Source organism: Reichenbachiella sp., from assembly GCF_039969095.1.
Classification (GTDB): domain Bacteria; phylum Bacteroidota; class Bacteroidia; order Cytophagales; family Cyclobacteriaceae; genus Reichenbachiella.
The window spans coordinates 48,432-74,035 of sequence record NZ_JBDVOL010000017.1 but is presented as its reverse complement, the minus strand read 5'-3'; the positions used below and the strand labels follow the sequence as shown (position 1 = coordinate 74,035).

Genomic DNA, 25,604 nt, shown 5'->3' with positions numbered 1-25,604 from the left:
TGATGAATCAAACGTTAAGTTCTTGTTGATTTACTAATTCTTTCGAATGTTCGAAAAAGTCCATGAAGTAAGGGAACAAACCTGAAAACATATTGAACAAAGCAGGTGCAAATGATGCAACTGGCTCATAAAGCATGCTTTCTGTTGTTGTTGATTCACTTATTTTTCCTCCAAAAGATTCGAAAATCCAGAAAAATATGCTGATAAATAGTGCCCATTTCACAATTCCCATGAGGCTGCCAATGATGTCATCCAGGCTTCCCAAAAGAGTCATATCAATGATCTTTTTTACCGTTTTCCCAATGACATTCAATAGAACGATAATGCCAATGAATATAATGGTAAAGGCAATAATCGGAAGTAAAGTTTCATACCCCTCAATATATTCTGAAAGGATTGAAATCCCCCAATCTAAAAGTTTGATGCCTGCGAGAATAGCAGCAAAAAAAGCGACCAATGATATCACTTCCATCAGCATGCCTCTTCGGAAGCCAGTATAAGCTCCGATCAGTAGAAATATTAAAATGACTATGTCTATTGTATTCACCCTTAAGTAAGAAGTGTTTTGACCATTGCAGAAATTGTTTTACCATCTGCTTTGCCAGCTAGGGCTTTCGTAGCCATGCCCATCACTTTGCCCATGTCCTGTGGACCTGAGGCACCAGTTTGATCGATGACTTTTTGCAATTCTTTTTTCAGTTCATCTTCGCTCAATTGCTTTGGCAAATACTGGCTAATGATATCTAACTCACCTTGTTCTTTGTCAGCCAAGTCATCTCTTCCTTGCTCTCTAAACAAATCCAAAGAATCTTTTCTTTGTTTTGCTGCTTTAATTAAAAGTTTCATTTCAGCATCTTCAGAAATACCCTCGCTTGCTCCTTTTTCTGTTTCAGCCAAAAGGATCATAGATTTAATTGACCGAAGTGCAGTCAATTTTTCCTTTTCTTTAGCCAACATGGCCGATTTTATATCTGCGTTTATTTGATCTTTCAAGCTCATAATTCTGGTTTTCTTAATCGATGAATTGATTATTTTTGCGGCAAATTTAATCAGAAAGAATTCTAACCCAATGCGCGGTCTAAGATACAAAAGCCTCGTATATGTAGTATGACAAAACTGAGTGTAAACATAAATAAATTTGCCACTATCAGAAATGCTCGTGGTGGCAACAATCCTGACTTGTTAAAAGTTGCTAGGGACTGTGAAAAGTTTGGGGCACAAGGAATTACTATTCACCCTAGACCTGATGAAAGACATATCACTACTGATGATGTATATCAGCTCAGTGAAGTGGTGACTACAGAGTTTAATATTGAAGGTTACCCCGATGAGCGATTTTTAAAAATTATTGAAGAGGTGAAGCCTGCTCAGGCCACGTTAGTTCCTGATCCTCCAGAAGTACTCACGTCCAATGCTGGCTGGGATACCATTACGCATTCTTCATTTCTAAAAGAAACTATTAATAGAATTCAAGCCGCGGGAGTCCGAGTTTCTATTTTTATTGACCCTATCCCTGAGAGAATAGAGGGAGCGGCTAAAGTGGGAACCGATCGAATTGAGCTATATACGGAAGCATACGCCACAGGATATTTGAAAGATAAAGAGGCTGCAGTACGACCCTATGCCAACACAGGAAAATTGGCCAAGGATTTGGGCTTGGGTGTGAACGCAGGTCATGACTTGGATTTAAATAATGTAAAATACATGAAAGAGCAAATTCCATTTATGGATGAGGTATCTATAGGTCATGCGTTGGTTTGTGATGCGTTGTACTATGGACTAGAAAACACAATTGAACTGTATAGAAGAGAGCTGCAATAAATGGAGTTATTGAATTATAAAAGATTTGGACAAGGCCAGCCATTGATTATTCTGCATGGTTTTCTAGGATCTCTGGATAACTGGATGACACTAGGAAAAAGATTCGCTGAAAACTACGAAGTGATTTTAGTGGATCAACGAAACCATGGTAAGTCATTTCATTCAGATGATTTTGGATATGATGAAATGGTGTCTGACCTAGAAAATCTGATAGACTCCCTTGAACTAGTGAATCCAATTTTACTTGGTCATTCTATGGGTGGAAAAACAGTCATGCAGTATGCAGCCTTCTACCCACAGAAAATAGATAAATTAATTGTAGCTGATATTGGTCCTAAAGCGTATCCAGTCCATCATGATAAGATACTTGAAGGTTTGAAAGCCATTCCAATAGATAAAATCGAATCCCGGCAGGAAGCGGATGATGCCTTGTCTGACTTCGTAGATATTGAAAGTACCAGAATCTTTCTTTTGAAGAATCTGAAAAGAACCCCTGAAGGGTTTGAATGGAAAATGAACTTGCCAATACTTTGTGAAAAAATATCAGAAATTGGAAAAGAACTGAGTCATCATTTGCCAATAGAAATGGATACTCTGTTTATAAGAGGAGGAAGCTCTAACTATATCCCAGACGAGGACTGGGATGACATTGAAGAAATATTTCCTAATTCGAAATTAGCCACTATCGAGGGGACAGGGCATTGGCTTCACGCCGAAAATCCAGATAAATTCTATGAGCTTGTTATTAACTTTCTGACATGAGTGAGAAAAAGATATTTATGATCCCAATGGTCATTGCCGACAACACCGAACAGTTGGTGATCAGCGATCAGGTAAAACATGTCATTAAATCACTAGATTATTTTCTGGTAGAAAATGTAAGAACGGCGCGTAGATACATCAGCAAGTTGAGATTAGGATTGACTATCGAAGAATTAGAATTTGATATTCTAGATAGAAAAACAAAACCTGAGCAAGTTGAAGCCTATTTTGAGAAAGCAAAAGGGAAAAATATTGGAATACTATCAGAGTCTGGATGCCCAGGTATTGCAGATCCTGGAGCCGTAGCGGCATCTGTAGCTCACAGAAAAGGAATAAGAGTAGTGCCTTTAAGTGGTCCTTCTTCCATTTTCATGGCCTTGATGAGTTCTGGATTCAACGGCCAGTCCTTTGTGTTTCATGGCTATGTACCCATTGATAAAAAAGACAGGGAGAAAAAAATCAGAGAGATGGAAGATGCAGCTGCTCGACTGCGTCAGACCCAAATTTTTATGGATACGCCATACCGTAATCAAAAATTATTTGAGCATTTATTAAAAGCTTGCCATTCAAACACTTTGCTTTCTGTAGCTAAAGGGATCACAGGAGATGAAGAATTTATCTCGACTAAAACGATTGGAGAATGGAAGCGTGAAAAAATTAATCTACATAAAACACCAACCATTTTTTCGCTTTACGCGTGAGTATGAATGGTCTGTTTTTAGATGCAAATCATTTAACCTAAATTTGCCGACTTCAAAATAGAAAAATCATAGAATATGCCATATTTATTTACATCGGAATCTGTATCCGAAGGACATCCAGATAAAGTAGCTGATCAAATTTCTGACGCACTTTTAGATCACTTTCTTGCATTTGATAATCAATCGAAAGTGGCGTGTGAAACATTGGTAACCACTGGATTGACCGTATTGAGTGGAGAAGTAAAGACCCAATCTTACATTGATGTTCAAACGGTGGCCAGAGATGTGATCAACAGAATAGGATACACCAAAGGAGAATATCAATTTGATGGCAATTCTTGTGGTGTGATATCGGCCATTCATGAACAATCACCAGACATTAATCAAGGCGTAGAAAGAGCGAGCGAAGAAGAGCAAGGTGCTGGAGATCAAGGAATGATGTTTGGCTATGCGACCAATGAAACGGAGAACTATATGCCTTTGGCGTTGCAGCTTTCTCACATGTTGTTGATTGAATTGGCGGCTTTAAGAAGAGAAAATGATGTCATCAAATATTTGAGACCTGATGCTAAGTCTCAAGTCACCATAGAGTATGACGACAACAATAATCCAATCAGAATAGATGCCATAGTGGTTTCCACTCAGCACGATGACTTTGATGAAGAGTCTGCGATGTTGGCTAAGATCAAAGAAGATATTGTTAAAATATTAGTACCGAGAGTGGTGGCCAAATTGAAGCCTGAGCTACAAGCTTTATTCAATGACGATATTAAGTATCACATCAACCCTACTGGAAAATTTGTCATCGGCGGACCGCACGGTGATACGGGGTTGACGGGTAGAAAAATTATTGTAGATACCTACGGCGGTAAAGGAGCTCACGGTGGAGGTGCATTCTCTGGTAAAGATCCTTCTAAAGTAGATAGGTCGGCTGCCTATGCTACCAGACATATTGCCAAAAATATGGTAGCTGCAGGCGTTGCAGACGAAATATTGGTACAAGTATCCTACGCCATCGGTGTAACTGAGCCTATGGGGATTTTTGTAAACACCTATGGCACAGCCAAAGTGGACTTGAGCGACGGTGAAATAGCGAAAAAAGTTTCTGAGATTTTTGACATGCGACCTGCTGCTTTAATCAAAAGATTGAAACTCATGAATCCTATATATTCTGAAACTGCTGCGTATGGTCATATGGGTCGTACACCAGAAGTGAAAAAGGTAACTTTCTCCAGTCCAGCGGCTGAAGACGTCACTCAAGAAGTTGAAACATTTACCTGGGAAAAATTGGACTACGTGGATCAGGTAAAGCAGTCGTTCGGAATATAAATTTTTCTGAACTTTTTTGCTATAAATTGCGATTACTACATTTGACTTATAATTGATACGAATGAAAAAGGTAATCGCAATTTTTTTTATACTCCTTAGTGTCCAATCCTGGGCGCAAATATTAAAACCAGCCACTTGGTCGATAGAAGTTTCTAACCCTGCTGTACAAGTAGGAGAAGAAGTAGATTTGATCTTTAATGTCAAGATTGACGACGACTGGTATTTGTACTCTACAGATTTTGATCCCGATCTTGGCCCCATGGTCACTGAGTTCGAGTTCATTCCTCATTCCAGCTATGCAATAGTTGATTCATTGGCTCCCATTGGAGCAAAGAAAAAATATGACGAATTGTGGGAGGGCGAATACACCTACTTTCGACACACTGCTAAATTTCTCCTGAAGGTGAAAATCCTTTCGGAGAATCCAGAAATCAAAGGTTCTTATGCTTATCAGGTTTGTACCGATGTAGATGGTAAGTGCATTCCCTTCGATGATGAGTTTGATTTTGGAAAACTGATTGGCCCAAATGCAGAAAAAGCCAATGCCGCAGCCAGTCAAGAGGAAAAGAAAGTAGAGAAAGAAAAAAAATCTGAAACTGAAAAAACAGGCGTATTGAACCAAAGAGGTGTGAATGATCCATATAGTTTGTGGGCATTCATGATAGCTGCTTTTCTAGCGGGTATTGCAGCCATTTTTACTCCATGTGTGTTCCCAATGATCCCTATGACGGTGAGTTTTTTCACAGGAAAGAAAAAAGGACTGGGTGTAGTTTACGGCTTATCCATTATCATCATCTACACGTTGATTGGATCCTTGCTCGCTCCATTTATGGGTCCAGAGACAGCCAATGAACTGGCGACCAACTGGATTCCTAATGTCATTTTCTTTGCGGTATTTGTCATTTTTGCGTTGTCCTTTTTGGGATTATTTGAAATCACACTACCCAGCAAGTTTGTCAATAGTATGGATCAACAAGCAGATAAAGGCGGTTTGATTGGAGTATTTTTCATGGCCTTTACCTTGGTGCTTGTATCCTTTTCTTGCACAGGTCCTTTAGTAGGAACCATTCTAGTGGAATCTGCTGGTGGCTTAATTCTGAAGCCGATTCTAGGCATGTTTGCCTTTTCAATGGCATTTGCTCTGCCATTTACTGTTTTTGCTTTGTTCCCAAGCTTAATGAGCAACTTGCCAAAATCAGGCGGTTGGCTCAATAGTGTCAAAGTAGTTTTGGGTTTTTTAGAATTGGCATTCGCATTTAAGTTTCTGAGCATAGCCGATCAGGCCTATCACTGGAATTTGTTGGATCGAGAAATTTATCTGGCGATTTGGATCGTGATCTTCACCTTGATGGGTTTTTACCTTTTGGGAAAAATCGAATTGCCAAATGATAGCAAAACAGAAAAAACTTCTGTTGGTGGGCTCATCTTAGCCATCATCACTTTTTCATTTGTGGTGTACTTAATTCCAGGCATGTTCGGCGCGCCTTTGAAGGCACTGTCAGGATACTTGCCACCACAGACCACTTTGGATTTCGATTTGACTTCATCTGGAAATTCCTCTAATGCAGAAAGCACGATTTGTGAGGTCCCAAAGTATGCAGATTTCTTGCATTTACCACATGGTATTCAAGGTTACTTTGATTATGATCAAGCATTGGCTTGCGCCAAAGAACAAAACAAACCCATATTCATTGATTTTACTGGGCACGGTTGTGTGAACTGTAGAGAAATGGAGGCTAGAGTGTGGTCAGACCCACAAGTGCTCCAAAGACTCAAAGAGAATTTTGTAGTTGTAGCCTTGTATGTAGATGACAAGACCGAATTGCCAGAATCAGAGTGGTTCAAATCCGAATATGATGGTAAAATGAAAAAATCTATAGGCAAACAAAATGCAGATTTTCAAATCACTAGATTCAATAATAATGCTCAACCATATTATGTAATCCTTGACAACGATGGAAAGCTTATTCCCCCAATTAAGGCTTATGATCTAGAAATTGCTAATTTTGTGGCGTTTTTGGATGAAGCCAAAGCAGAATTTGAAAAAAGATAGTGAGTAGCAGTATGCAGTTTCTGAAGAAGTGGGGTTGGAGTGTGTTATTATTTGTGGGAATCATTCCAGCACTGATTTATTTTGCCTTTTTGTACCAGCCAGTTCCCCAAGCTGAATTAGTCGAAATTCCAATTGAAGATACCGTTCAGGCCTATATTCCTAAAAAATACTTTGGTATCATCGTCGATTCTCTTCAAATCGAAGAAGGGAAAATCAGGCGAAATCAAAATCTGGCAGACATACTCAAGCCATTCAATGTACCCTATGAGAAAATTCATAAGGTGGCAAAAGACTCTAAAAAAATTTTCGACGTAAGAAAATTCGTTTCAGGAAAGCCTTATTCTATGCTTTACAAAGGGGACAGTCTAAAAGAAGCTACCCACTTTATATATCACCCCAATCCAATTGACTATGTGGTGATCGACTTTCAGGATTCTGTTCAGATGTATCAGGCTAGCAAGCAGATCGTGATCAAAGAACAAGAAATGATTGGCGAGATTCATACCTCATTGTATGTGGATATGCTAGAATCAGGTGGCCATGCAGATTTGGTGAATAAGTTGGTGGATGTATTTGCCTGGCAGGTTGATTTCTTTGGAATACAAAAAGGAGATAATTACAAATTGATCTATGAGGAGCAATATGTGGATGACGAGTTAGTCGGAATTGGTGAAATCAAAGCTGCTTATTTTGAACACATTGGGGATTCTTACTATGGATTTCAATTTGAGCAAGACAGCATAGGCGTTGATTACTTCGACCAGAATGGTCAAAGCCTTCGTCGTGAGTTTCTCAAGGCACCACTAAGCTTTACCAGAATTAGTTCTCGATATACAGGGCGCCGATATCACCCAGTTCAGAAAAGGTACAAGGCTCATCTTGGTACAGATTATGCCGCACCAGTAGGCACACCGATCAGAGCGGTTGCAGATGGTAAAATCATAGCCGCAAAGTATCATCGATTCAATGGCAACTTTGTAAAAATTCAGCACAATGGAAATATTGCCACCCAATATCTCCACATGTCTAAAATTGCCAGTGGAATCAGATATGGCAAAAAAGTAAAACGTGGACAGACGATTGGGTTTGTTGGTTCAACGGGTCTGGCTAGTGGCCCTCACCTTTGTTATAGGTTCTGGAAAAATGGAGTTCAGGTAGATGCTCTTAAGGTAGACTTACCCCCTTCGGAGCCCATTTTGCCTAAGAATATGGCTACCTTTGATTCAGTCCGTTTGGTTTGGCAGTTGCGTTTGGATGAATTGAATCTTCCTGAGCCGCCAGTTGAGCGTGACAGCGTGGTCTATGCGAGCGTTTCCCCTTAAATATTAACTGATGACGTACGATATATCTCAAATTTCGAATCTGATTCAGAATCGAAGATCCATCTTCCCTAAAAATTACTCTGGCGACAGAGTTTCTGATGAGGTGATTGCAGAAATGCTGGAGCATGCCAATTGGGCTCCCACGCACAAAATGACTGAACCTTGGCGATTTACGGTTTTTTGTGATGAGGGTATAGAGGCTTTCGCCAATTTTCAAGCTGAACTTTATCTAAAAACAGCAGGTAAAAAACCAGATAAGGACAAAGTAAAAAAATTAAAATCCAAGCCTTTGATGTGCTCTCACATCATTTCAATTGGAATGAAAAGAAATAAATCTATTCCTAAAATGGAAGAGATTGCTGCGGTGGCCGCTGCTGTGCAAAATATGCACTTAATCGCTACAGCTCATGGTGTGGGTTGTTATTGGAGTACAGGTGGTGTAACGTACGACAAAAACGCCAATTCCTTTTTTGACCTTGGTGAGAAGGATTTGCTGATGGGTTTTTTATATATAGGAATGCCGAAGTCTGGCAAGTGGCCCAAAGGCAAAAGAAAATCTATTGATAAGAAAGTGAAGTGGGTGAGAGGGTAGTTACTTCCAAATAATCAATTCCCAGCGATAAGCCCATCGCCAGGTGAGTGTGTAATTCGTGATTCCTGCCATTTTCAAATATTTTTCTAATTCTTCTCGCATAAATGAGCGTTCCACGGATAATACAGCGTCGTATTTGACCATGTCAGATTTTGACCAGTTTGCTATTAAATGTTTTGTAAATAGGTAAGATACCCAATGACGGTGCAGGTCGTTGATTACAATTCCCACCCTGACTTGCCACAAAATTTGTTTGAGCAATACCACAATTTCATCTTCGTGCAGGTGATGAAGAAAGAGACTGGCATGGGCAATGTCAAACGTCCTCTCTTTAAATTTTTCTCCTAAAATATTTTCTGAGGTAACGGAGATATTGGGGTATTTCTTGCAATTTCGTTTGGCGTAGTCTACAATGTGTTCGTTTGCATCTATTCCTGTCATTTTCAAGTCTTGGTTGTGTCTTTTCCCCCATTTATCGAATAGCTTCAAAGTGTCTCCACCTCCGCAGCCCAGATCTACGATTTCATAAGTTTGTCTGGGGTTTTTGAGTATTAATTTTTTCACCCCATTAAGAGAAAGCTGGTCTCCTCCAAGGTAAGTATTGATTTGATTCAGTTCTCTTAGCGTTTGATCAACGACCTCTCCTTGGCAAAAGAAATCATCCATAATTTCTTCCTTCGACGATCGATGATTTAGAAACTCAAACATAGATTTAAGTGTTTTTAAATAATAAACCTTCCAACGTTAGTCCTGGACCGAAGGCGAAAGAGAGAATTTTTTGATTGGGCTGAGATTTCAATTTTGACCAAACTTGGTTGAGCACAAAAAGCACAGTGGGTGAAGACATATTCCCATAATTTTTTAGCACTTCATAGGCGGCTTGATTTTGTTCCTTAGTTATGCCCAATTGATTTTCTATGGCTTCCAAAATTTTCTTGCCGCCGGGATGAATAGCAAAAGCATCTATATCTGAAATAGATAGATTGATCTGATCGAGCATTTTTGTAGTAAGCAGTTTTATTCCTCCTTCAATTATTTTCGGAACGTATGTGGTAAGCGCCATTTGAAAACCAAAGTCTCCGATTTGCCAAGCCATGTCACTTTGTCCATTGACAAACAACTGGCTAGCAGAATGAATGACTTCAAGCGCAGGCTCATCTACAGGCTGCGTGCCAGCAATCACTAATGCAGCTGCTCCATCTGCAAACAAGGAATGAGCTAACAGATTATCTTCAGTCTGCTCTTTTTGTAAATGCAAGCTGCAGAGTTCTACACTTACGATGAGCACTTTGGATTTTGGGTTGTTATCACAAATTTCTTTGGCCATACCAATGGCGTTCATAGCTGCATAACAGCCCATAAAATTTAAGCTGTTCCTCCTGATGTCTGAGGATAAGTTTAGTGCTTTTATCAAGTCTACATCTAAGCCAGGGGCGTACATGCCCGTGCAACTGACCGTGATCAAGTGTGTGAATGCTGAGAAGAGATGATTATTGCCAAGACAATCTGTGATAGCTGAAATAGCCAGTGGAAGTGCTTTCTCCTTGTAAATGCTCATCCGTTTATTGGTACTTGGAAACGGATTAAGTTCAGGATCATTTGCGTAAAAAGAGAAAGTGCCTAACTTCTTTTTGTAGTCATCCAATACAGAATATCTGTTTTGGATGCCAGTGGCGCGATATAAGACTTTAACCTTTTTATGATCAGCAGGTTCATTTGTGAGGTGGTCACACATAAACTGTGCAAGGTCTTCTTGCGAATATCGATTAGCCGGATTGGCTGTTCCTATAGCTGTAATAAAGGCTCCCATTTTCTGAACTGGAAAATAAAGAATTTTTCCCGATTCGAACGAATTAATAAAATGGTAGAATGAGAATCGGTTTCGACAAGCATTTAATAAATTGTAAACTTATGTTCATCAGATGACTAAATCTACCTTTTTACATCTCCGTTTTCCATTTTCATTTTATTTAATGCCTGTTTTTCTTTTTGGTGTGGCCGTTTCGCAGCCCACCGAATGGATAAAGGTAGCGTTAGTGTTTTTTATCCTTCACTTTCTACTATATCCCGCTAGTAACGGGTACAATTCCTACTTTGATCAGGACGAAGGAAGTATTGGGGGATTAGAGCATCCGCCGAAGGCTACGAAAAACTTATATCGCTGGTCGCTGGTATTAGATGCTGTAGGTATTCTTTTGAGCTTGTTGATCTCTTGGCAGTTTAGTCTCATGATTCTAATTTTTGGTTTGGTTTCTAAAGCCTACAGTCACCCTTCTGTCCGTTTGAAAAAGAAGCCGATTATTGGTTGGTTGACAGTTGGAATTTTTCAGGGATATTTCACTTTTCTGGTAACAGTATATGCTGTGACCTTAATTCCAATGGATGAATTGATGGATTGGAAATGGCAATGTCCGGCTTTGCTCAGTAGTATGCTGCTTTTGGGGAGTTATCCTATGACACAAGTGTATCAGCATCAAGAAGATCGTGAGCGTGGTGATATCACAATTAGTTTGAAACTCGGTGTTTTGGGCACTTTTTATTTTACTGGTCTCTTCTTTACCTTGGCTACTTTCGGTTTCTTTTTCTATTTTAATAGAGGTTTTTCCTTGCAGACTGGTTTGCTTTTTATCGTTTTCCAGTTTCCCGTGGTTTTATATTTTTTAAACTGGTATTTGAAAGTCAGAAAGGACGAAAGCGCGGCTGATTTCAGACATACCATGCGATTAAACTTTGTCTCAGCTTTGATGTTAAATCTGTTTTTCTTGATTTTTGCTTTAAACCACTAACGGACTTCATGTCTTCAATTTCAGATCAAAACATTCCAGATCAAAAATTCAAAGCACTCTACTTCGAGTATTATGAAATAGCTCAGCGTACTGCGATGTATGTATTGAAGCAAGCAGATGCTGCTGAAGATATTGCTCAAAATGTTTTTCTTAAGCTTTGGGATAAGCGAGATCAATTGGACCAATTGAACAATCCTAAAGCCTATATTATCCAGATGGCCAGAAATGGTGCGCTGGATGTTATCAAGAAAGGAGAACATTTGACTGAAGAATACATCCCTTTAGAGTTAGAAGAAAAAACCGCAGACGAAGAGGTGGAAAATGATGAAATGAGACGAGCCATTGAAAAGGCAGTAGCCCAACTAAGTCCTAAATGTCGATTGGTATTTTCACTCAGTCGATTTGAAGGGCTTTCAAATCCAGAAATCGCCGAACATTTGGATGTTTCTATTCGTACGGTCGAGACACAAATTTCTAATGCTCTCAAATCCTTTCGTACCGAGTTTAAACATTATTTTATTGAATTTTTAGGTTGGGGGATGTTGATTGGGAGTCAGGCTGTCAGCCATGCTTCGGAATTATTTTTATAAATATTTACGTGTTTACTCTTTTGGCTCGTCTTTGTATTGAATCCCAAAGGTAAAAACATGAAAAATCAGATTTTTTTCGACTTGTGTGCTCAAAGGCTGTCTGGCACTATTTCAAAAGAGGATGAGTTGGTACTGACTCAATACTTAGAAGAGTATCCGGATCAATTGAAGGTCTACAAAGATCTCCAACAACAATGGGAAATCAGTGGTCAGCTTAGGCTAAAGTACAAAGCAGATCCGCAGCTGGCTTGGGAGAAATTTTCAGAATTAAAGTCAGATAAGCCAGCTAAGACCGTCCGTTGGTTTCATTTTGCTACCCGATTGGCAGCTATGATTGTTCTTACTCTAGGGTTGGGTTTTTTGATGAGGGAATTTGGGAAAACCGAACCTTATCACTATGCCACTTTTGAAGGAGAAACTAAATGGATCACTTTGCCCGATAGCTCAAAAATTAGGCTGAATGAGTCCTCTTTATTAACAGTTGCCGCCGATTTCAATGATGAGGAAAGAAATGTTTCATTGGAAGGCGAGGCATATTTTGAAATTGCCAGAGATGAGTCAAGACCATTTATTATTCAATCCAATGAGGCTAGAACTAAAGTGCTTGGAACGGCTTTCAACATTCGGGCATTAGAAGAAGAACAGATGGTCGAAATTTTTGTAGAGAGTGGCAAGGTGCAGTTTTCAGCCAAAGGATCTGAACTTATACTTACTCAGGGCATGGCAGCTAATTTTAATAAAACCAGTGACTTGCTCGCATTGGATTTGGAAGGCAATAATGCGTTGGCTTGGCATTCAGATGTGTTAAAATTTGAAGACACTCCGTTGGATAAAGTTTATGCTGATTTACAAAGCTATTTCGATGTGGAATTTTATATCGCAAATGAAAAAATCAATAACTGCCGCTTTACAGGTGAATTTAATAAACCAAAGCTGAAAGAAATCTTGAAAGTAATATCGATTTCTACCAATGTCAGCTACTTAGAAGAAAACAACCGCTATGTTATTAGCGGAGAAGGATGTCCTTCTGAAAAATAGTCAAATACTCAAAACTCAAAATCTAAACTAATGTTTAAATCAATTGGAGTGGTCTTACTTGGCCTTCTTACTACAAGTGGCTTGTTCGGTCAAGAAAAACCTGACCTCAAGATCAATACTTTTTTTCATGAATTACCGCTCGAAAAAGTACTGACCTATTTCGAAGAGCAATCAGATTATACTTTTTCTTATAGCTCAAGTGCTATACCCATGGATGAAAAAGTGACGCTTAAAGAACAAAATATTTCGTTTTGGACGGCGCTGGATGAGTCACTCAAATACTTGCCCGTGACCTATGAAGTGGTTAACAAAAACATTGTATTGAAGTACAATGAGTTGACACAAACCATCCGAGGCACTATTCTGGACAAGGATACACAACAACCCATTTTTGGTGCTACGGTTTTTGTTGTTGGTTCGGATCCAATAATTGGCGCGACTACAGATATGAATGGTAACTATAGAATGAAAAATGTGCCAGTTGGCAGACTTACGCTTCATTATAGCTACTTGGGGTATGAAGAAAGTGCAGTGCCTAATGTGTTACTAGGGTCGGGAAAGGAACTCATTTTGGATATGCAATTGATTGAATCTGTCATCAAAATGGAAGAGCTTGTAGTGAGTGCAGCTGGCATTGGCTCTCAGCCACTCAACGAAATGGGAATGATCAGTGGGAGATCGTTTACTGTGGAGGAAACGAAGAGATACCCAATCAGTATAGGTGACCCTATGCGCTTGGCATCATCATTTGCTGGCGTGATGGGGACTGATGACGACTCCAATGAAATAGTAATCAGAGGAAACAGCCCAAGAGGTATTCTCTGGAAGATGGAAGGCGTTGAAATTCCTAATCCGAATCACTTTTCAAGTGAAGGGGCTTCATCGGGAGGTATTAGTATGTTTAGTACTCAGGTCATTTCCAGATCTGATTTTTATACAGGAGCCTTTGCTCCCATTTATGGCAATGTGCTCTCGGGTGTTTTTGATATCAACCTTAGAAAAGGAAATAATGAGAAACACGAACACACCATACAGGCAGGATTTTTAGGACTCGATCTTTCTTCTGAAGGTCCAATTAATCAATCTGCTGGCAGCTCTTATTTATTCAATTATCGCTACTCCACACTATCTATTTTGAGTGATTTGGGTCTTGTTGAAATTGATGAGAATGAAAAAAATACTTTTCAAGACCTAGCGTTCAAACTCAACTTCCCAACTAAAAAATTCGGCACGTTTTCTATGTTTGGCATGGGAGGGTTGAGCAAATATTCACGTACAGGTGAAAGCTTTAGAGAAGATATAGAGAAGTACAATATGGGAGTTATTGGGCTATCCAATGATTATATTTTGAATAGTAGCACTTTTATAAAGACGAGTCTATCAGTCTCAGGCACAGAAGTGGGAAATGATGAGTATATAAAATATCAGCAAGATACGATCCGTGTGGATTACAATAACCAAGAGTCTTTTAAGAAGAGTTATACACGTGGGTCTATTATTCTCAATAAAAAATTCAACTCCAGACATATTGTCGAATTGGGAACAGTGATAAGCCGACTGGATTATGATTTTGAAGAGCGAGAACATAATATCAACAATGAAGACCCATTTGTTGATTTGGTTCTATTTAATGACGAAGGAGCTTCTGGTACGCAACAGGCCTTTGTGTCTTGGAAGTATAGAATTACCGAGCAGTTGAGTTTGGTGAATGGCTTACATTATTTCAGATTTGGTTTTACTGGAGAGGATTCTTGGGAGCCACGCTCCAGTTTGAAATGGCAATTCAAGGAGAATCAATCAATTACAGCTGGTTTTGGAATACACAGTCGATTGGAGTCTCTAGAGTATTATTTGGGAAATTATATCAACCCTGACGGAAGTACAGTCGATCACAATCCAGATTTGGGTATGTCCAAAGCCAGACATTTTGTTTTGGGGTATGATCGGGTGTTAAGTCCGAGTTTATACTTTAAAACAGAAGTTTATTATCAGTATTTATACAATATCCCCATTTCGAATGACTCGAATTTTGGTTGGTATTCTGCGATCAATTCATCTGACGATTATTCTACTATTCCTCTAGACAATGAAGGCACAGGAACGAACTACGGAATTGAAATGACGCTGGATAAGAAGTTTTCACGCAACTATTATTTTATGATCAATGGATCGATTTTCAATTCTAAATATACGGGAGGTGATGAAATAGAACGAAATACAAGGTTCAATGGCAATTTTACTTACCATGCCTTAGGTGGCAAAGAATGGAAAGTAGGGAATAATGGGAGAAACAACATCATCGGTATTAGTGCCAAAATATCCTATGCCGGCAACCAGAGATTAATTCCTATAGATCTTGAAGAGTCAATCACTCAAGGTGGGCAAGTCAATGATTATGACAGAGCTTATGAAGAAAGTGCGCCGGATTATTTCAGATTGGATTTGCAGTTTAGCTATAGAAAAAACAAACCCAAGTCTACCTCTGAGTGGCGCTTAGATTTGCAAAATGTGTCTGGTCATATGAACTATGGTGCACAGTATTATTCAAGTGGTTTAGAACAAATTGTTTATGAAGATCAATTCGGTTTTATCCCAGTGCTGAGCTACCGAATCGAATTTTAGACAATTTGGTTGGCCTATTGATTATCACTTCAAAATTTACTTAAATTTGCCACCCCAAAAGAAGCATTCGGGATGTGGCGCAGTCCGGTAGCGCACCACGTTAGGGACGTGGGGGTCGCAGGTTCAAATCCTGTCATTCCGACCAAATAAAATTGAGGCAGTCAGAGATGGCTGCCTTTATTGTTCAGTATTTACAACATTGGGGGCGTGGGGATCGTAGCGGTTCGGCGTTCCGATTCAAATCCTATCATTCCGACCACATAAAATTGAGGCAGTCAGAGATGGCTGCCTTTTTTGATTAGAATCCTTTCATGTAAAAAAATAAACATTCAATTTGCTAAAGCGTTTGACCATTTTTCACCCAATGCAATTTTATGAAATCACTGATATTCCTTCTGTCCATTACTAGCTTATCTGCTTTTGCTCAAGATTCGACCGATTACTATTACAAAATTCCGGAATATCCCGATAGCTATAATGCAGGCACAGTTGCTGCTCGTATGGTAGACGGTTTGGGCTTTAGATATTACTGGGGTACGGTCGGCCTCCGAGCTGAAGATTTGGACTATAAACCATCTCCAGAGGCAAGATCTACTGCGGAGACTATTGATCATATCTATGGTCTGACCAATGTGTTGCTGAATTCAACGAAGAGATTACCAAACGATTTCACTACAGATGAAGAGGAAGAGTTGTCTTTTGAAGAAAAGCGAGCTAAAACACTGCAAAACATCAAGGAGGCAAGCGAGATTCTAAAAACAAGCACAGCAGAAGATTTGGAGAGTTACAAGATCGTATTCATTAGCTCAAGGGGACAGTCAGAATATCCATTCTGGAACCAGCTCAATGGTCCACTTGCCGATGCCATTTGGCATGTGGGTCAAGTAGTTTCATTCAGACGAGCTTCGGGCAATCCTTTTAATTCTAATGTAAGTGTGCTCAGGGGTAGATTGAAGGACTAGTGTTACTCAGTAAAAATACGGATTTTGCCTTGATACGACCCAGTGGCTGAGGTAATTAGGCTTTTTTTCCTAGTTTTGACGCATGGTAGAATATAACCCCAAGAGTTGGCTGAACTTACTTTTTCACAGCTATAGTAGATACGTTTTCAAAAGGCTGTTGCCGGCGCTAATGTATGTCACTGTTTACACCTCATTCATTACCTATGTTTTCTATGAGTTGGATATTGATTTTATAAGTACTACATCGGTTCACAGTATCCTTGGTATTGTACTAGGTTTCTTCTTAGTCTTCAGAACTAATGGAGCTTATGACAGATGGTGGGAAGGACGAAAAGTTTGGGGAGAGTTGGTAAACAATACCAGAAATTTGGCCATAAAATTCTCTATTATGGTGCCAAAAAACCATGCTGAGCGACAATATATTACAGAATGTATTGCGGCTTATCCAAAGGCGTTGGCAGAACACTTGAGAGAGGGCGTCCCTGCAGAAATGGGCAAGCAAATGATCGAGAAGTTGAAGATGGAAAGTCTCGACCATATACCTAACGCCATAGCCAAAAGGTTGATTGGAATTACAAACCTGCTGAAAAAAGATAAAACAATAGATCAGGAGCAATATAGAGTATTGGATGAGCAGCTTGTCGCATTGACAGACATAATGGGTAAGTGTGAGCGAATTAGAAACACCCCAATTCCATATTCTTATAGCATGTTCATGAAGAAGTTTATCTTCACATTCATTGCCACATTGCCATTCGCATTTGTGACGGTTTACCACTATTGGACGATCCTAATCGTCGTTTTGATTCTTTATATATTGATGAGTATCGAGTTGTTGGCCGAAGAGATCGAAGATCCATTCGGGTCAGATATCAATGACTTGCCAACAGATATTCTTGCAGGAAAAATCGAGAAGAACGTCAAAGAAATCATGGATTAAGTTCCATCAGGCAAAAAACCAGTAGTCAATGACTGGTTTTTTGCCCCATTTTTTTAAATGAGCTTTGATTTCAATTTGTCCATCTGGGGAAGCCACCACTATCATAATCTGTGGTTGCTCTAGAGTTTGAATATCTTCAAAATGGGCAAGCTTTATTCCATACACATCCTTTCCGATCTTGTTGGTATTGTCACAGACCCAGTGAAATTGATCTTCGTGTTGAAGAAGTAATTTAGCCATGTCCTTACCATTTCTTCCAGCACCCCATAAGACCAGAGGTCTACTTTGATCTCGATCTAACTTGTAGAAGTTCTTGATTTTCAGGTCAAAATATCTATTGTCTTTGTATTCTTCCCAAGTACGAGAAATACGGTTGGATCGATCACGCCAGTGATGTAAGACTTTGTCCATTCCTGCGATCTTCAAACCATGCTTATAGAATCTAAAAGTGAGGTCATAGTCCTCTGGATAAATTTCAGAATCAAAAGCACCCACAGTATCAAAATCTTCCTTATGCGCCAACCAACTGTGAGAAGGAATTACACACTCTTTGTAAATTTCCTCGTAATGGGCACTTCTTTTAGCCACGTCATTGAGCCATCGTTCGTAGCGTAGAAAACCATCACCAACTTCACCTTCATCCACAAAATGCTTAGTGCCTCCAGCTATTACAGTCCCTTTCCCGTGTTTTTGCCATTCATTTACGAGAACTTCCAGTTTATCAGCAGGCATCTTATCATCCGAGTCCATACGGTTGATGAGCGTTCCTTTCACGTGTTTATAGCCTTCTTGTAAGGTAGGTATTAGTTTAGGTCGAGTACTGTGAAACACTCTAATTCTATCGTCTTTTTTGGCATAAGATTCTAAAATTTCAGGCGTTCGATCACTAGAATGATCATTGACCGCAATGAGTTCCCAATGGGTATAAGTCTGAGCTAAAATCGAATCCAAACAAGCGGGCAAATAAGGTTCCGTGTCCTTAGTGGCCATAATGATTGATACGAGCGGTCGAGTATTTTCATTCATTCGACAAACCTCATGAATTCAATTAGAAAGAACATTATTTATGGTCGAAATTTCGAGGAACAACATGTCCATTTTCTGTTTTCAATTCATAGTTTTTGCCCATTTCTGTATAGTCCAATTCAAAATCATTAAGAACACCAGAGATGTTTGTGGGTAGCCAGTGCCTACCCTCTTTTACTACTATGATTGCTCCATTGTGATCCCCTACCCAACAAAAATTTTCATTCCATGTTTGGTGATTGATCGGTTGAATACCATATTGAGTCATCAGTTCATGACTGGATGCTAAAGGTTGACTGACAGGATGTCCTATTTCATTCACACAAATAATGTTTTCAATTTCAAAGGTTTTTTTAGCTGGGTAATGCAGAAGAGGCCGTTCAATAAATTCTGCAATATTCCCATCGGGGTCAAAAAAATAAATGGATCTTCCAGTATCAAAATGAATGATCTTCTCTTCACGAAAAGGAAGAAGATTTATGTCCCTGGATTCTACATACTGAATGGCTGACTCTAAACTACCAGTTGGTATCAAAAATGCAAAGTGATAAAGGGTGGGAGCACTTATTTGTTTGCTGAAAATTAATTCTGTAGCTCCTGCACCAAGAATTATTTGAGATGAATTATTGATTGAAACAGAAAAGCCTAGGGTCTTTTCATAAAAAACCAGTTGTTTTTCGAAATTTTTTAGTCCGATTTTAAGTTTGTTGAATAGCATGGGAACTCTGTTTGTGGACGTATTGAATCTAATCAGCTTATTGTAAGAGTAGTTTCATCTAATAATTTAATGTGATTTCTGGATAATTCTTATATTTGAGATTCATCAATTTCAAACCATTTCTCCATGCAAGTTCGCGGATCAGTAATCAAAAGTATAGACAGTTTTGTTTCGGATGTTCATTCAGCAAAGTATGAAGAGTGGAAAAACAACTTGTCTTCTGCCTCAAGTCTCCTTTTATCTTCGGTTTCCACATCCAGTTGGTATCCAGTCGAACCAGGTGTAATCGCACCTACTCAAGTGTTGTGCGATATGTTTTATACAGATAAGAAAAAAGGAGCGTGGGAGTCAGGTCGTTACAGCGCAAAAGTGGGTTTGACTGGAATATATAAGGTTTTTGTCCTAATTAGTTCCCCTACTTTTTTATTAAAACGTGCGACTCGTGTGATAGCGACTTTTTATGACCCAACAGATCTTACCGTTGCAGATACCACGGACAATTCGATGGTGATTCAGTTTACTGAGCTTCCGATTAAAAACGAATTAATTGAGTATCGAATAGCAGGATGGATGGAAATGGCTCTCGAAATCTGTGGCTGCAAAAATCTCAAGGTTGATATTACAAAGTCGATGGCACAAGGCAGTAGTATATTTGAGACAACTATTAATTGGGATTAATATTAAGAATCAATAATACAGAAGGACAAAAAATTGTCATTCAAACATCTACCATAATTTGGTTAAATCAGGCTAACTTGACTTGCAAATCAAAGAACCAATCACCATGGACAAATTAATATTGAAATTTACCGCAGCAATACTCATGCTCACTTTAGTCTTATTTTCATCATGTAAGGATGACGACGATGTTGAAATAAATCAGGCCAATCTTACAGGAGGTACTTGGGTCTATGATCATGCAGATGCAGGCGATGATTTTGCAAATGCATTTATTGATGCTTTTCTTGAGGGGTCTGAATATGAATTTAAATCAGACAAGACTTATGCTAGTATTCAATTAGGTTTTGAAAATGAAGGTAGTTGGTCATTCAGTGATGATAAAATTACCCTTGATGCTGGAGAAGATTATGAAGAAATATGGACGCTCATAGAATTATCTTCAAAAACGCTACACTACGAATCCACAACGATAGATGATGAATCGGGAGATGAGAGTACGGTAGCGTATGTTTACAAACGATAAACCTATAGTTTGAAATCAGGATTGTAAATCAGACCAATAATATTTCCCCAAGGGTCTTTTACTGTAGCTACTTCAAGTGCACCGCCTACATTGGTAGGCGGCTCATGTGGTGTGGCGCCTAAGTCCAAAAAATGTTGGTATCTGCCTGCGATATCATCCACACCCCAGTAGTTGATAACATTTTCTGTTTTATCCGTAGTTGGGTTTGGTTCGGGCTGTAAGCCTAGTTCATAGCCAGCCACGTTGAATCCTACATAACCTTCCTCTTCGAAATAAGGGGCTATTTCAAATGCTTTTGCATACCAGGCTGTAGCCTTTTTTATATCTCCTACTTTATATATTGCGGTTCGTAATCCTAAAATTGCCATGATTATACTTCTTTAAATTGCATCTCAAATGTAAACTTATTTTTCCCTTTTTGAGAAACCATTTTGAGTAATATTAAGTCTTTGAATTGCAATTTGTCTAAACCCAAATGTGGCTGCGTCGTTTGTCACCTTATAGATGATACACTTATGAAAAATATATTTTTTTTAGCTATTTCAGTATTCTTTTTAACGGCTTGTAGCCCAAATAAGGATCCTCAAAAGATTATCGACAACTCTATACAAGCACACGCTGGGAATTTATTTGAAGGAAGAACTATAACCTTTGACTTTAGAGATAAGCATTATTTGATCCAGCGAAAGTCTGAAGGTTATACTTACATTCGTTCTTTCGATGATGACAGCCTTGGACAAGTCAAAGATGTACTGACAAATAGTACAGAGCTCGAACGTTTTGTTAATGATACGCTAATTGATATTAGCCAGGAGTGGAAATATAAATATGCCAATTCCGTTAACTCCGTCTTGTATTTTTTTCAATTACCCTACGGTCTGAACGATGCCGCCGTAAAGAAGAAATATTTAGGTCAGAAGGTGATAAATGGGCAGTTGTATGAAAAGGTACAAGTTACTTTCAAACAAGAAAATGGAGGTAAGGACTTTGAAGACGTTTTTGTATACTGGATAAATTCAAAAACGAAAATGCTCGATTTTCTGGGGTACTCTTATCTAACAGATGGAGGAGGAATCAGGTTTCGCCAAGCCATTAACAGAAGAACAATTAATGGCATGACTTTTCAAGATTATATCAATTTCAAACCCAAAAGTGATAAAACGCAAGTCGAATTCCTAGATCAGGCTTTTATAGAGGCCTCTCTGGTCGAACTATCACTTATTGAAAATGAAAACATTATGGTGAAGTAGGTGATGAATTAATTGGTCAATGAATCAATTACTTATGGTGCATTTGATTCATTAACTCCTTAAATCATAATTTAGATAGGCACGTTCACATGTCTCTCAGCATGATACGAAGATCTAACGAGAGGTCCAGACTCTACATATTTTAATCCGCGTCTTAAGCCTTCTTCTTTGAATTTTTCGAATTGATCTGGGTGAATAAATTCGGCTACTTCGATGTGCATTTTAGTCGGCTGCAAGTATTGGCCTAAAGTCAATATATCTAAGCCATTCTCAACCAAATCATCCATGGCTTTATGTACTTGATCTACAGTCTCACCTAACCCAAGCATAATGCCTGACTTGGTTCGCTGACCATATTCTTTGGTCAACTTGATTTGTTCTAAACTTCTGGCATATTTGGCTTGCGGCCTTACTCTTCTATATAGACTTTCTACGGTCTCCATATTGTGAGACACTACTTCTTGCCCGCCATCAATCATTCGATACAGTGCTTCCCATTTTCCTTTTACATCAGGAATCAAAATTTCAATGGTTGTTTCTGGTGAGGCTTTTTTGGTCTCTATTACAGTTTGATACCATATTTCGGCACCACGATCTTTGAGTTCGTCACGGTTTACTGACGTAATGACTGCATGTTTCACACCCATAGTTTTGATGGCATCAGCAACACGTTTTGGCTCTTCAGTATCGTATTCTGGAGGCCTTCCTGTGGCAACAGCGCAAAAAGTACAACTACGCGTACAAACGTTTCCAAGAATCATGAATGTAGCAGTCCCAGCTCCCCAACATTCCCCCATGTTTGGGCAATTGCCACTTTCACAGATCGTATGCAGCTTATTCTCATCTACGATCTTTCTCACATTTGCATAGCTTTGGCCTACTGGCAGTTTCACTCTCAACCAATCTGGTTTCGTGCGCTTTCTGGCTTGCTTTCCGTCGATTACTGGTAATTCTATCATCAAACTTGAAATTTGTACAAAGAAACAAACAAGTAGATTAACTGTAGATGTTTATGAAAGGTTTTTTCTATGAGGATATAGTTGATTACTTATCCAGAATTATTTTCTATGCCCATAAAACAGCGTGATGAACGCAGATAAGAAGACTGCATTATTATCTTCTTGAGGCATGAGTTCTACGGCACCCGCATAAGCTTCAACCAGAGTTCCTATTTCAAATCCTGTCACATTGCTTTTGAAAGCCCCCATTTCAAATGTCATGGAAGCTTTTAAGTTGAGCCCTGGTTTAATGGTTGATTGGCCAAGCCCTTGAAACAAATGCCCAGTGCCAGTGATGGATTGGTAAGAATACAAAGTTGGAGTTTTACCTGGCCCAACAGTTTTGGGGTCATATCCAAATGGTACAGCAGTACGGCTATCTCCTACTTTTACATAATATGGAGCTACGATGCCAATCGTAGGCCCGGCTGCTATCGACGCATTGATTTGGACGCCTTGTTGTGGTGCTTTTTTGAATAGGATAAAATCTCGGCCGTATTGAGCACGAATGGCATACAAATAGTTAGATTTTCCATAAATGAATGGATTTCCTGCTGCGGAATTTCTTCGATGCTCTTTTGGGTGTTTCACATTCATCAATTCAAACCCAATAGTTCGAAACTGTGTTTCACTAAGTGCACTTGAAAATTTCATAACAAACCCACCGATCAAACCGCCATTTGTATTTTTATTAATACCCCAAATAAATTCTTTGGTATAGTCATAATGACCAGACGATTGGGCTACTGCGCTAGCAGTAAAAAAAGCCATGAACGATATAAGTATGAGTTTCCTCCGCATATTCTCAATAAATCTAACAACTAAGTACACTTATTACATTATTCAGACAAAATAAAATTCTGATAACTTTTGATTTGAGCCGTAGGTACTTAAGCTTTGCAAAGTAACGTTATTTCAAAATTTAAAGTTTAATGGGCACCTTAAAAAACCAATATTTAGGGAATCTTCGTACGGAAGGGACACATTCACCTTCAGGCAATAAGATCATTACTGACGCACCAGTAGATAATATGGGGAAAGGAGAAGCTTTTTCGCCAACCGATCTGATGTCATTTTCGTTAAGTGCATGTATGATGACCATAATGGGTCAGGTTGCCGATAGAGAAAATATCGCGATGGAAGGCCTAACCACTGATATTACCAAAGTGATGTCTGCCAGCCCAAGAAAAGTGTCTGAAATACATGTCAATTTTATTTGGCCTGAAATTGATTTGACTGACAAGCAAAAGAAAATGCTGATCAATGCAGCCAAAACCTGTCCCGTTGCTCTAAGTATTCATCCGGATATAAAATTAGAAGTAACTTTTAACTTGAATTAATTTACTTTTTTGGATTTAGCTCGTATAAACCTTTTTTCATAAACCCATCGTCAATGCTCAAAGACCTTCGAATCAATAATTCTCTAACTGGGAAAAAGGAATTATTTGAACCTATCCATGCCCCTCATGTAGGAATGTACGTCTGTGGGCCTACGGTGTATAGCGATGTGCATCTTGGTAATGTTCGAACATTTTTAAGTTTTGATGTCATTTTTAGATATCTGATGCACTTAGGATATAAGGTCAGATATGTTCGAAATATTACAGATGTTGGGCATTTGGTTAACGATGGAGATGAAGGAGAAGATAAAATTGGTAAAAAGGCAAAACTAGAAAATCTTGAGCCTATGGAAGTGGTGCAACGCTATACGCAAGACTTCCACCAGGTGATGGCCATGTTCAACACCTTGCCTCCGAGTATTGAGCCTTCTGCGACTGGTCATATTTTGGAACAGATCGAAATGATATCGCTGTTGATAGAAAAAGGGCTGGCTTATGAGGTAGAAGGATCTGTTTATTTTGATGTAAATGCCTATCAAAAAGACCATGACTATGGAAAACTTTCAGGTCGAAAAATAGAAGAATTATTGTCCAATACACGAGATCTGGATGGGCAAGACGAAAAAAGAAATTCAGTTGACTTCGCTCTTTGGAAAAACGCATCACCAGAGCATATCATGAGATGGAATTCACCTTGGGGTGCAGGTTTTCCTGGCTGGCATCTGGAATGCACCGTGATGGGTAAAAAATATTTAGGAAAGACCTTCGATATCCATGGTGGAGGAATGGATCTAAAATTCCCACATCACGAATGTGAATTGGCTCAATCTGTAGGTGCGCATGGCACTGACCCTGTGAAATATTGGATTCATACCAATATGCTAACTGTGAATGGTCAGAAGATGAGCAAGTCTTTAGGCAATTCTTTTTTACCAAGAGAACTATTTACTGGGGATCATCCGTTGCTGGACAAGGCGTATAGCCCTATGACCACAAAATTTTTTATGCTACAGTCGCATTACGCGAGCACGCTGGATTTCTCCAACGAAGCTCTGGGTGCAGCGCAGAAAGGCTATCGCAAATTGATGAATGGTTTGAAGACACTACGAGGTATGTCTTCGGAGGGTATTTCAGTAAGCGAACCCAACGAAAAAGCCATTCAGCAAATCAATAGTCTGTGCGACAATTGTTATCGCGCGATGAATGATGACTTCAACACCGCCTTGACCATTGGACATTTATTTAACCTATTGAAGAAGATTAATTCTATTCATACGGGAGTGCTTTCCATCGGCGAAATAGGGATTGATACATTCAACCGAATGAAGTCCACTTTCGAAACTTTTGTTTTGGATGTTTTAGGGCTTAAAGAAGAAAGTAATGTGGACTTCGATGGATTGATTGATGTATTAATCAAAGTCTACAAAGAAGCCAAAGAAGCCAAGGACTATGACAAAGTAGACGAAATTCGAAATGGCTTGAAAGCACAGGGTGTGGTTCTCAAGGATATGAAGACTGGCATCGACTGGGCGTATGAGGAGTAAAGTTGA

At 39.1% G+C, this 25,604-nt stretch carries 27 protein-coding genes and 1 tRNA gene; 19 read left to right on the top strand and 9 right to left on the bottom strand.

Annotation, left to right across the window (positions count from 1 at the left end; translation table 11 throughout):
- Positions 1-7 precede the first annotated feature (7 nt).
- A complete protein-coding gene (locus ABJH98_RS18485; RefSeq protein ID WP_348309260.1) occupies positions 8-547 on the bottom strand; it encodes a CvpA family protein in 540 nt (179 codons plus the stop codon).
- Positions 548-549: 2 nt separating this feature from the next.
- The gene (locus ABJH98_RS18480; protein ID WP_348309259.1) at positions 550-999 is read right to left on the bottom strand and encodes a GatB/YqeY domain-containing protein; all 450 of its coding nucleotides are present in this window, start codon (positions 997-999) and stop codon (positions 550-552) included.
- A gap of 108 nt (positions 1,000-1,107) precedes the next feature.
- On the opposite strand from ABJH98_RS18480, the gene ABJH98_RS18475 reads away from it, so the two are divergent.
- From ABJH98_RS18475 to ABJH98_RS18445, 7 genes are all read left to right on the top strand, one after another.
- Positions 1,108-1,821, top strand: a complete 714-nt coding sequence (locus ABJH98_RS18475; RefSeq protein WP_348309258.1) for a pyridoxine 5'-phosphate synthase — start codon at positions 1,108-1,110, stop codon at positions 1,819-1,821.
- Complete coding sequence (locus ABJH98_RS18470) at positions 1,822-2,583, top strand: alpha/beta fold hydrolase (protein WP_348309257.1); 762 nt, start codon at positions 1,822-1,824, stop codon at positions 2,581-2,583. It begins immediately after the preceding gene.
- Positions 2,580-3,284, top strand: a complete 705-nt coding sequence (locus tag ABJH98_RS18465; RefSeq protein WP_348309256.1) for an SAM-dependent methyltransferase — start codon at positions 2,580-2,582, stop codon at positions 3,282-3,284. Before ABJH98_RS18470 ends, ABJH98_RS18465 begins: the two co-directional genes overlap by 4 nt.
- Before the next feature lie 75 nt (positions 3,285-3,359).
- Positions 3,360-4,613 (top strand): methionine adenosyltransferase, encoded by a 1,254-nt coding sequence (gene metK, locus ABJH98_RS18460; RefSeq protein WP_348309255.1) that lies wholly within the window; start codon positions 3,360-3,362, stop codon positions 4,611-4,613.
- A 61-nt stretch (positions 4,614-4,674) separates the two neighbouring features.
- Positions 4,675-6,666: a thioredoxin family protein gene (locus ABJH98_RS18455; RefSeq protein WP_348309254.1), complete on the top strand. Its 1,992-nt coding sequence runs from the start codon at positions 4,675-4,677 to the stop codon at positions 6,664-6,666.
- An 11-nt stretch (positions 6,667-6,677) separates the two neighbouring features.
- Positions 6,678-7,988, top strand: a complete 1,311-nt coding sequence (locus tag ABJH98_RS18450) for a peptidoglycan DD-metalloendopeptidase family protein (RefSeq protein ID WP_348309253.1) — start codon at positions 6,678-6,680, stop codon at positions 7,986-7,988.
- 10 nt (positions 7,989-7,998) lie between these two features.
- A complete protein-coding gene (locus tag ABJH98_RS18445; protein WP_348309252.1) occupies positions 7,999-8,580 on the top strand; it encodes a nitroreductase in 582 nt (193 codons plus the stop codon).
- Here ABJH98_RS18445 and ABJH98_RS18440 read toward each other — a convergent pair whose 3' ends face one another.
- Positions 8,581-9,288, bottom strand: coding sequence for a methyltransferase domain-containing protein (locus ABJH98_RS18440; protein WP_348309251.1), 708 nt, complete (start codon positions 9,286-9,288; stop codon positions 8,581-8,583).
- Between the two features lie 4 nt (positions 9,289-9,292).
- A complete protein-coding gene (locus ABJH98_RS18435) occupies positions 9,293-10,390 on the bottom strand; it encodes a type III polyketide synthase (protein WP_348309250.1) in 1,098 nt (365 codons plus the stop codon).
- A gap of 112 nt (positions 10,391-10,502) precedes the next feature.
- Here ABJH98_RS18435 and ABJH98_RS18430 point away from each other — a divergent pair, with 112 nt between their 5' ends.
- The 7 genes from ABJH98_RS18430 to ABJH98_RS18400 all read left to right on the top strand — a co-directional run bounded on the left by ABJH98_RS18430 (position 10,503) and on the right by ABJH98_RS18400 (position 17,518).
- Entirely contained in the window at positions 10,503-11,366 is an 864-nt protein-coding gene (locus ABJH98_RS18430) for a UbiA family prenyltransferase (protein WP_348309249.1), read from the top strand.
- Between the two features lie 8 nt (positions 11,367-11,374).
- On the top strand, positions 11,375-11,956 hold the full coding sequence (locus ABJH98_RS18425; protein ID WP_348309248.1) for an RNA polymerase sigma-70 factor: 582 nt from the start codon (positions 11,375-11,377) through the stop codon (positions 11,954-11,956).
- Positions 11,957-12,013: 57 nt separating this feature from the next.
- A complete protein-coding gene (locus tag ABJH98_RS18420; protein WP_348309247.1) occupies positions 12,014-12,994 on the top strand; it encodes a FecR domain-containing protein in 981 nt (326 codons plus the stop codon).
- Positions 12,995-13,024: 30 nt separating this feature from the next.
- Entirely contained in the window at positions 13,025-15,616 is a 2,592-nt protein-coding gene (locus tag ABJH98_RS18415) for a TonB-dependent receptor (protein ID WP_348309246.1), read from the top strand.
- A 68-nt stretch (positions 15,617-15,684) separates the two neighbouring features.
- A tRNA-Pro gene (locus ABJH98_RS18410) sits at positions 15,685-15,761 on the top strand.
- A 229-nt stretch (positions 15,762-15,990) separates the two neighbouring features.
- A complete protein-coding gene (locus ABJH98_RS18405; RefSeq protein WP_348309245.1) occupies positions 15,991-16,578 on the top strand; it encodes a hypothetical protein in 588 nt (195 codons plus the stop codon).
- 82 nt (positions 16,579-16,660) lie between these two features.
- Complete coding sequence (locus ABJH98_RS18400) at positions 16,661-17,518, top strand: bestrophin family protein (protein WP_348309244.1); 858 nt, start codon at positions 16,661-16,663, stop codon at positions 17,516-17,518.
- A 6-nt stretch (positions 17,519-17,524) separates the two neighbouring features.
- Here the strand turns inward: ABJH98_RS18400 and ABJH98_RS18395 are convergent, their stop codons facing one another.
- On the bottom strand, positions 17,525-18,508 hold the full coding sequence (locus ABJH98_RS18395; RefSeq protein WP_348309243.1) for a glycosyltransferase: 984 nt from the start codon (positions 18,506-18,508) through the stop codon (positions 17,525-17,527).
- Between the two features lie 70 nt (positions 18,509-18,578).
- Positions 18,579-19,262 carry a hypothetical protein gene (locus tag ABJH98_RS18390; protein ID WP_348309242.1) on the bottom strand — a complete coding sequence of 228 codons (684 nt, stop codon included), beginning with the start codon at positions 19,260-19,262 and terminating at the stop codon, positions 18,579-18,581.
- 126 nt (positions 19,263-19,388) lie between these two features.
- On the opposite strand from ABJH98_RS18390, the gene ABJH98_RS18385 reads away from it, so the two are divergent.
- Both ABJH98_RS18385 and ABJH98_RS18380 read left to right on the top strand, forming a co-directional pair.
- Positions 19,389-19,940, top strand: coding sequence for a hypothetical protein (locus tag ABJH98_RS18385; protein WP_348309241.1), 552 nt, complete (start codon positions 19,389-19,391; stop codon positions 19,938-19,940).
- Positions 19,941-20,046: 106 nt separating this feature from the next.
- On the top strand, positions 20,047-20,466 hold the full coding sequence (locus ABJH98_RS18380; protein WP_348309240.1) for a hypothetical protein: 420 nt from the start codon (positions 20,047-20,049) through the stop codon (positions 20,464-20,466).
- A 2-nt stretch (positions 20,467-20,468) separates the two neighbouring features.
- Here the strand turns inward: ABJH98_RS18380 and ABJH98_RS18375 are convergent, their stop codons facing one another.
- Positions 20,469-20,834, bottom strand: a complete 366-nt coding sequence (locus tag ABJH98_RS18375; RefSeq protein ID WP_348309239.1) for a VOC family protein — start codon at positions 20,832-20,834, stop codon at positions 20,469-20,471.
- Between the two features lie 147 nt (positions 20,835-20,981).
- Between ABJH98_RS18375 and ABJH98_RS18370 the strand changes: the two genes are divergently transcribed.
- Positions 20,982-21,716, top strand: a complete 735-nt coding sequence (locus ABJH98_RS18370; RefSeq protein ID WP_348309238.1) for a DUF6503 family protein — start codon at positions 20,982-20,984, stop codon at positions 21,714-21,716.
- 71 nt (positions 21,717-21,787) lie between these two features.
- Here ABJH98_RS18370 and lipA read toward each other — a convergent pair whose 3' ends face one another.
- Together lipA and ABJH98_RS18360 are read right to left on the bottom strand one after the other, a co-directional pair.
- The gene (gene lipA / locus ABJH98_RS18365; RefSeq protein ID WP_348309237.1) at positions 21,788-22,675 is read right to left on the bottom strand and encodes a lipoyl synthase; all 888 of its coding nucleotides are present in this window, start codon (positions 22,673-22,675) and stop codon (positions 21,788-21,790) included.
- 99 nt (positions 22,676-22,774) lie between these two features.
- Positions 22,775-23,515, bottom strand: coding sequence for a hypothetical protein (locus tag ABJH98_RS18360; RefSeq protein ID WP_348309236.1), 741 nt, complete (start codon positions 23,513-23,515; stop codon positions 22,775-22,777).
- Between the two features lie 131 nt (positions 23,516-23,646).
- On the opposite strand from ABJH98_RS18360, the gene ABJH98_RS18355 reads away from it, so the two are divergent.
- A complete protein-coding gene (locus ABJH98_RS18355; RefSeq protein WP_348309235.1) occupies positions 23,647-24,054 on the top strand; it encodes an OsmC family protein in 408 nt (135 codons plus the stop codon).
- Positions 24,055-24,107: 53 nt separating this feature from the next.
- Positions 24,108-25,598 (top strand): cysteine--tRNA ligase, encoded by a 1,491-nt coding sequence (cysS, locus tag ABJH98_RS18350; protein ID WP_348309234.1) that lies wholly within the window; start codon positions 24,108-24,110, stop codon positions 25,596-25,598.
- Positions 25,599-25,604: the final 6 nt, after the last annotated feature.